Origin of the sequence: Streptomyces sp. NPDC006602 (assembly GCF_042870385.1) — a bacterium.
Classification (GTDB): Bacteria; Actinomycetota; Actinomycetes; order Streptomycetales; family Streptomycetaceae; genus Streptomyces.
In genome coordinates, this window is record NZ_JBIAHG010000082.1 from 1 (window position 1) to 7883 (window position 7883).

Sequence of the window (7883 nt, forward strand, 5' to 3'; positions counted from 1 at the left end):
GCCCGTCGAATACGAGACCAACCACTACATGCAATCCACGAAACCCCAGGTCACAACCACAATCTGAGATCTCTACCGAACCCGGGGCGGTTCAACGCGCGCCATCTAATTACCGCGGCGGGAGGCCGCCGAGTCTGCGGTAGCAGATGAGGGTGCAGGCGATGCTGGTGAAGGCGAGGAAGTGGGCGGCCTTGCGTTCGTAGCGGCGGTGGAGGCGGCGGCAGCCGGCGAGCCAGGACATGGTCCGTTCGATGGTCCAAAGGTGTCGGCCGAGTCGCAGTGAGGTCTCGACGCCCTTGCGGGCGATGCGGTGCCGGATGCCTCGCTGCGACAGCCATTGCCGCAGGTGGCGGTAGTCGTAGCCCTTGTCGGCGTGGAGCTTGCCGGGCCTGCGGCGACGCGGGCCCCGGCGGGACCGGATCGGCGGTAAACCTTTCACGAGCGGGATCAGGGCCTGGCTGTCGTGGACGTTGGCACCGAGATTCCGACGCACAGGGGCAGACCGGTCCGCTCGGTGATCAGGTGGATCTTCGAACCGTACTTACCCCGATCGACAGGATTCGGGCCTGTCAGATCCCCTTTTTCAGGGCGCGCATGTTCACCGAGTCGATCGCGCAGCGGAACCAGTCCAGCGCACCGCGGGCGCCGAGCTCGTCGAGGACCAGACGGTGGAGCTTGGCCCAGACCCTGGCCTTCGTCCACTCGGTGAAGCGCCGGTGAGCCGTCGCTCCCGACGGCCCGAACGATGCGGACGATGCGGACGATGCGGACGGCAACTGCTGCCACGTGCGTCCGCCCTTGCCGCCGCTGCAACCATGCGTCTTCCGCACATGGCGAGCGCACTCGCACTCCCGCCGAGCCCTGCGGCCATAGGCGGAGACACGAAATTCGCCAACGCCGCGCCTGCTCCTGCCGTCACCCCCAGCCCTCCAGCAACAGCCATCGATCGCATCCGTGACCAACGCACCCCGACCACCCCCGATTTCGGTTACCGGCCCCAGCGCCTCCTCGGCACTGCTCTCGGTTTCAGAGACTTCAACCCCAGCCGTGACTGCCGAACCGGTATGGGTGAACGGTGTACAGATCGGTCCCCTTCGCCGACTCCCCCCAGACCGAGACCCGGATCACTCCCAAGTTGCAGGTGAGACAGCCTGGCGCCCAGCGGTGAGCAGCCCAACAGCTCATAACCGAAGTGGGACGGGTTCCGGGCGCTGGTCTCGGTCGATGCGGGCCGGGTGGTACTGCGCTCCAGGCGCGGCACCGAGATGGGGCCAGCGTTTCCGGAGGTCGTGGCCGGGGCCGTGCAGCTGCCGGACGCGACCGCGCTGGACGGAGTCATGTGACCTGTGGGGGTGTCTCAGCCCCAAGGTGTCTCAGGCGGCACAGCTCCCATAGACGAGACGTGACGGGCGTCGCGGCCACGTGCCGCAGCGGCCGCTCAGAGGTGGCCGTCCAGGAGCTTCCGTACCTCGGCGATGGTCATAGGCCCCGTGCCGTGCGCCACCGCCTCTCCCTCCTTCAGCAGGACGTAGGACGGGGCTCCGGTGATCCCGTATCGCTCGGTTGTGGCCGGACAACGCGTGATGTCGGTGCGGACGGCCGTCAGGCGGCCCGTGTAGTCGTCGGCGATGCCACCCACGACGAGGTCCATCACCCGGCAGGGCTCGATTGCCTTGGGCCATGTCCCGGTGAAGTATGCGAGGACCGGAACTCCGCTCATCCCGAGGATGAAATTGAACTCCGCGTCCTCACGGGGTCGGTGAACCCGCGTCGCCATGGAAGCTCCTGACCTCACGTTCCGTCATTCCATCCCCATCATCCCTCGCGCGGTGTGCCAGGCCGGCCCGTTCGGTCGTCCGGCTGACCTGTCGGAAGGGAGGCACGGGGCCATCGCAGAACCACGGTGGTCCCCGGCGCGAGCGGCCCGGCCCCCGCCCCTGGTGACCCGGCCTGGCCGCCCCGCCGGTCACCCAGCTGCAGCCCGCCGCGCGCCCGTGGGTCAGCTCGTGCCAGGACAGCGGCCCTCCACGACGACATGAAAGCCGTTTTCCAGGGCATAACTGCCCAGATCGCCGACCAGATGCTCGATGAGCGCGTCGACGAGCGGGCCGGTGCGCATCGTCCACCGGATCCAGTCGAGCCGTATCCGCCACCGCGCTTCTCAGAGACAGCGCCCCCGACGGGCTTCCCGAGGCCTTGTCTGGTCTTCACATCAACCCCCGGTCTCAGCTGGCTGCTCATACCGCTCTTCACCGGGCCGCATGAGCCAGCTGATGCCACCGAGAACGAGGCACGGTTCCTGGACCGCTCGCGGACGCGGTCGTGGACGGTCGAAGTTCGCGTCAGCTGACCCGAAGACCGACCGCCAGCGTCAGTTCAAGGACCCGGTGTGGCGATGCGAGATCCGGAAACAGCTCCCGCAGCTGCGACATCCGGTACCGGACTGTCTGGGGATGGACGAACAACGCCGCCGCCACCTCGTCCCGCCTGCCCTGGTGCAGCAGCCACGCCCGCAACGTCTCCTCCAGCCGCCGTGCGGTCGCGACAGGCAAGGTCCGCAACGGTGCGAGGGCTCGGGCACGCAGGTCTGCGAACGCGTCCACGTCGGCGCTCAGCACCAGCTCGGGCAGGTGGTCCTCGGTGTCGCGAATATCAGAGGAGAGGGAGCGCGCGCGTACGGCTCGTGCGTACGAGGCGGACGCACGAGTCCATGGCCGGGCCGGGCCGACCACGGCGGTGCGGTCGGTTAGCTGCCGCAAGAGATGTGATCGGTCGGCATCGGGGACGAGCAGCACACCGGTGGCATCCGGCAGATCGTCGAGGACGAGGGTGCTCGGGTCGAGCGCGCGGTAGGCAGGCCGGGCCTGGGCGGCGGGCAGCAGGACCGCGGTCAGCGAAACCGGAGGCTGCCACCCGGCCCGTTGAACAGAGGCCAGCAGCACGTCCGGGCTCGCGCCGGCGAGGAGGTCGCGGGCCAGGTGTTCCAGGTGGCGCTCGTGGGCCCTGCCCCGGGCGGCCAGTTCGTCGGCGTGGCCCGCGGCGCTCGCGGCGGAGAGCTCGTCGATGTAGGCGAATGTCAGCTCGGCGAACTTGGCGACCTCGGCGGCGGGCAGACCTGCGGGTACGGCACCCGCTGCCAGGCATCGCCAGGCCACGCGGGCGCCGACGCGGTAGGCGCTGAGCAGGGCGTCCATCGAACGGCCGTCGCGCACCTCGCCGCGGCCCAGCTCGTAGGCTGCGTCACCGGCGTCGCCGCCTGTGGCGTTCCCGCTCGCGAGGTCCAGGTAGTGCCCCAGGGCGGTGCGGACGGCTCGGCGGATGGTGCCGCCCATGCGGCCCGAGAGGGCGTTGGCGTAGGAAGGGACCTCGTCGATGATCGCCTGGACGACCTCGTCGGCGGTGGTCTTCAGCGCGGCCCGAAGTGCGGTGACCGTCGTCTCATCCAGGGCCAGTTCGCTGGCCCTCCGGATTGCATGGCTCACGTTTTGTTCCCTGCGAACAATTCAGCCGACCAGATTCACATCCTGCGGTCAGGACTTTACGCCCTGAGGCGCAGCAAGCTGGAGTCATGACGAGTACAGCCCTCCGCAGCAGGGCGTGGAAACTGCTGGAGATGGTCACGACGCCGCTGCTGCCGTCGGACTATCTCGACCTGGTCAGCCCGCTGCGTGCGGGCGCTGACCTGCGTGGGCGCATCGAGGCCGTGCACCCCGAGACGGGTGACGCCGCGACCATCGTGATCAGGCCAGGAGGGGGCTGGCGCGGCCACACAGCCGGTCAGTACGTGCGGATCGGGGTCGACGTCGACGGGGTGCGCCTGTGGCGTGCCTACTCCATCACCTCGCCGACAAACCGCCAGGACGGCCGCGTCACGATCACCGTGAAGGCGATCCCGGACGGCAAGGTCAGCAACCACCTGGTCCGCAAGGCGAAACCGGGCACGCTGATCCAGCTCGACCAGCCGACCGGTGACTTCGTGCTGCCGCAGGCCAAGCCCGCCAAGGTGCTCTACCTGACGGCCGGCAGCGGCATCACGCCCGTGATGGGCATGCTGCGCGACATCGAGTTCGACGACGTCGTCATGGTCCACTGCGCGCCACAGCCGCAAGACGTGATCTTCCGCAACGAACTGCACGACCTGGTCGCGGACAAGAAGCTGCGGCTCACCGAGGTGCACACCGACACAGACGGCATGCTCGACATCGCCCGTCTCGACGAACTCGTGCCCGACTGGGCCGAGCGCGAGACCTGGGCTTGCGGGCCCGCGGGCCTGCTCGACGCCGCCGAAGAGCACTGGACCGAGCACGGCGTCCAAGAGCGCCTGCACACCGAACGCTTCCGCCCCAGCATCGTCGTCGCCGGCGACGGCGGCGAGGTCACGTTCAGCGCCACCGGCAAGACCGTCGACGCGGACGGCGCCACGCCGTTGCTGGACATCGGCGAGGAGGCCGGCGTGCTCATGCCCTCCGGGTGCCGCATGGGCATCTGCTTCGGCTGCGTCACGCCGCTCAAGGCGGGCATCGTCCGCGACCTGCGCACCGGCGAGATCACCGAAGCCGAGCCGGGCGTCCTCATCCAGACCTGCGTGTCCGCCGCGGCGGGCCCCTGCGACATCGAACGGTAGGAGCACCTTGACCGCCATCGACCCCACCGCCCACCTGACCGCGGAGCAGATCGAGGAGCTAGGCCGCGAGCTGGACGCGATCCGAGACGAGGTGATCGCCGGCCGCGGCGAGAAAGACGCCGCCTACATCCGTAAGGTCATCTCCGCGCAGCGCACGCTCGAGCTGGTCAGCAGGGGCGTGCTGCTTTTCTCGATCTTCCCGCCCGCGTGGCTGCTCGGCACCGCCGGGCTGTCCGTGGCGAAGATCATGGACAACATGGAGATCGGCCACAACGTCCTGCACGGCCAGTGGGACTGGATGCGGGACCCGAAGATTCACTCCACCACCTGGGAGTGGGATCACGTCTCGCCGTCCGAGCAGTGGAAGCACTCGCACAACGAGCTGCACCACACGTACACCAACGTGATCGGCAAGGACAACGACCTCGGCTACGGCATCATGCGCGTCGACGAGGACCAGAAGTGGCACCCGTTCCACCTCGGCCAGCCGCTGTGGAACTTCTTCAACGCCTGCTTCTTCGAGTACGGCATCGCCGCGTACGACCTGGAGCTCGGCAAGAACCTGCACAAGCGCCGCCGCAAGAACCCGGAGTTCCGCGCGCGGGCCAAGGCCGTGGGCGGCAAGATCCGCAAGCAGGTGCTCAAGGACTACGTGATCCACCCGCTGTCGTCGGGCCCGTCGTTCCTCCCCACGCTCGCCGCCACGTTCACCGCGAACCTGGTCCGCAACATCTGGTCCCACTCGGTGATCATGTGCGGGCACTTCCCCGAGGGCGTGCAGGTCTTCGAGCGCCGGTCGATCAAGGGCGAGACGCGCGGCCAGTGGTACCTGCGCCAGATGATGGGCTCGGCGAACATCAGCGGCAGCAAGGCCATGCACTTCATGACCGGCAACCTGTCGCACCAGATCGAGCACCACCTGTTCCCGGACCTGCCGAGCAACCGGTACGCCGAGGTCGCGGTGAAGGTGCGCGCGCTGTTCGAGAAGTACGAGCTGGAGTACGTCACCGGCCCGCTGCCCAAGCAGGTGTTCTCCGCGTGGCACAAGGTCTTCCGGCTCTCGCTGCCGAACAAGAAGCCCGAGGTCAAAACGCCGGACCGCGAGCAGGAGCTCGTCGCCGCCTGATTCCCGGTATTGGGACAGATCTCTCGGCCGTACCGGCGGCACCGCCGGGTTCGGTGAGTCCGTTGCGGACGGTGAGCGACCGCTACGTCGGACCGTACGACACGGGATCCGGGGCAGCCAGTGTCCAGCTGCGCTGCTACCTGGACGTGCGCCAGGAGCTCAGCACACAGCCCCCGGCGAGGTGCTGTAGTGCGCTGACCTGCCATGGTCGGGCCGGTAGTCGGGTGCGTACGCGCACTCGGTTTGCCGACGGGCGGGCTGGGTGGAAGGCATGGGCTGTGACGTGGACACTGCCGGAACCGATGCGAGCAGGAGCTCGTCGCCGCCTCCCCCGCTTGGTCACCGAGGCCGGTGGAACCTGGAGCCGATACGCCCCCGGCGACCACTGAGGAGTGCGTCGTCCCCGATGGGGCCACGTGTCTGTCAGCCTGCTCGATAGAGTCCGCATCGCAGCCAGCCCCGGAAGGACTCTCACATGACAACGTTTGACGAGCTCACCGCCTGGGCCGGCACCGGGAACGTTACAACGGCAGACGCGGCAGTCGTGTCGGGCTGGCAGATCCCCGAAGATCAGAAGGCACTACTGGTTGATGTCGGGATTCCCATCGTTGATCAATTGATCGAGTACGTATCGTTCCAGGCGGAGGCGGCTCCAGCACTCCAGACGTCAGATGGTAGGTCGCTCTACCGCCTCACCCAGAACCGCCATGGCGACCTCGTGCCCGGCCTGGAATGGTCGTTCGGCGTCGAACCCGGGACAGGCACGGTCCACTACGTCCTTCCGCAAGGCGAGGCATGGTTCGCCAACTCCTCCATCGACCTGTGGCTGCGGACCCTGCACCACTACGGCCTGCACGTCAGCGAGTCCGAGATCCTCAACGACCCGGATGACCGCGAGGACGAAGCCCTGGCCGAGCTCAGCATGCTCGCTGACGAACTCAAGAAGATCGATCCAGCTGCCTTCGACGGCTACAACGGGTTCATCTGGGCAGAATTCCTCGACCGCTGGCTCTGGTAGTTGCCCGCGGCCGCCACAATCCCCAAGCGATCACTCACCGTGCAGCCATGTTCAACATTGAGATCATCAGTCCCAGCCGGGCCATCCGTACGGGCCGCCGTGCCGACGGACGTACCGGCGCAGGCTCAGCCGCTTCAGCGGCCCGAGGCGCCGTCTGCGGCCACCATTCGGAGGTAGCGCTTCACGGCACGCGGCCGTGAAGCGGCGCACCTCCTCTTCCGCGTGGCCACTGAGCTCAGTGATGATCTTGCGCTAATGATGGGGCTGCCCCAGTCGAGCCACCAGGCCAGTTCGTCCAGCCATGCACTGAGTGGGCGTTCACATAGTGTTTTTTCGGTATGCGAGTTTTGTCCATGTCCTGCTTTAGGCGTCTTCATCAGGTAGGGGCTATTCATACTCTGCAGGGCCGAGTACTCGACTGTCCGTCTCCTGCGGCTTCATACCCGAAAACCCGTCTGATTTGAAAACACCACAGAATCGCCTGAGTTCCAGCGGAACCCGCCCCTCCGTCGTACTCATGATCACGCTGCGCCGTGAGCGAGCGTAAGCCGTACCCCAGCGACCTGTCCGACGCCCGATGGGCCCTGATTGAGCCGACGTTGACGGCCTGGAGAAAGGCCCGCCTCGAACGCCGGCCGACGGGACAGCCGGCCAAAGTCGAACTGCGCGACGTATTCGACGCACTCCTCTACATCAACCGCACCGGAATCCCCTGGAAGTACCTCCCGCACGACTTCCCGGGCCACGGCACCGTCTACTTCTACTACGCCGCCTGGCGCGACGAGGGAATCCTCGCCCAGCTCAACTACGACCTGACCGGCCTGGCCCGCGTCAAGGACGGCCGCAAGCCCGAACCGACCGCCACCGTGATCGACACCCAGAGCGTGAAGACCTCCACCAACGTACCCCTGACCAGCCAGGGAACCGACGCCGCCAAGAAGATCGTCGGCAGGAAACGCGGCATCCTCACCGACACCATCGGCCTCATCCTCGCCGTGACCGTCACCGCCGCCAGCCTCTCGGAAAACGCCCTGGGAATACGCCTCCTCGACCAGGCGAAGGAGAAGTACCCAACCATCTCCAAGAGTTGGGTCGACACCGGCTTCAAAAATGCC

The 7883-nt window shown here is 67.2% G+C and carries 6 protein-coding genes and 1 pseudogene; 4 read left to right on the forward strand and 3 right to left on the reverse strand.

What is annotated here, in order from left to right:
• Positions 1-109: 109 nt before the first annotated feature.
• The 3 genes and pseudogenes from ACFYO2_RS49205 to ACFYO2_RS49215 all read right to left on the reverse strand — a co-directional run.
• A pseudogene (locus tag ACFYO2_RS49205) lies at positions 110-866 on the reverse strand (IS5 family transposase); the annotation flags it as partial.
• Between the two features lie 572 nt (positions 867-1438).
• Positions 1439-1777 carry a thioredoxin family protein gene (locus ACFYO2_RS49210; RefSeq protein ID WP_388363953.1) on the reverse strand — a complete coding sequence of 113 codons (339 nt, stop codon included), beginning with the start codon at positions 1775-1777 and terminating at the stop codon, positions 1439-1441.
• Between the two features lie 565 nt (positions 1778-2342).
• On the reverse strand, positions 2343-3482 hold the full coding sequence (locus ACFYO2_RS49215) for a PucR family transcriptional regulator (RefSeq protein ID WP_388363956.1): 1140 nt from the start codon (positions 3480-3482) through the stop codon (positions 2343-2345).
• An 86-nt stretch (positions 3483-3568) separates the two neighbouring features.
• On the opposite strand from ACFYO2_RS49215, the gene ACFYO2_RS49220 reads away from it, so the two are divergent.
• The 4 genes from ACFYO2_RS49220 to ACFYO2_RS49235 all read left to right on the forward strand — a co-directional run.
• A complete protein-coding gene (locus ACFYO2_RS49220; RefSeq protein WP_388363959.1) occupies positions 3569-4624 on the forward strand; it encodes a ferredoxin reductase in 1056 nt (351 codons plus the stop codon).
• Between the two features lie 7 nt (positions 4625-4631).
• A complete protein-coding gene (locus ACFYO2_RS49225) occupies positions 4632-5750 on the forward strand; it encodes a fatty acid desaturase family protein (RefSeq protein WP_388363961.1) in 1119 nt (372 codons plus the stop codon).
• A gap of 475 nt (positions 5751-6225) precedes the next feature.
• Complete coding sequence (locus ACFYO2_RS49230; protein WP_388363964.1) at positions 6226-6768, forward strand: SUKH-4 family immunity protein; 543 nt, start codon at positions 6226-6228, stop codon at positions 6766-6768.
• A 533-nt stretch (positions 6769-7301) separates the two neighbouring features.
• Positions 7302-7883: IS5 family transposase (locus ACFYO2_RS49235; protein ID WP_388363967.1), on the forward strand; the 582-nt coding region annotated here is incomplete at its 3' end.

Coding starts and splice junctions, on each gene's coding strand:
- ACFYO2_RS49230 (WP_388363964.1), top strand. CDS start 6,226: ATGACAACGTTTGACGAGCTCACCGCCTGGGCCGGCACCGGGAACGTT.
- ACFYO2_RS49210 (WP_388363953.1), bottom strand. CDS start 1,777: ATGGCGACGCGGGTTCACCGACCCCGTGAGGACGCGGAGTTCAATTTC.
- ACFYO2_RS49220 (WP_388363959.1), top strand. CDS start 3,569: ATGACGAGTACAGCCCTCCGCAGCAGGGCGTGGAAACTGCTGGAGATG.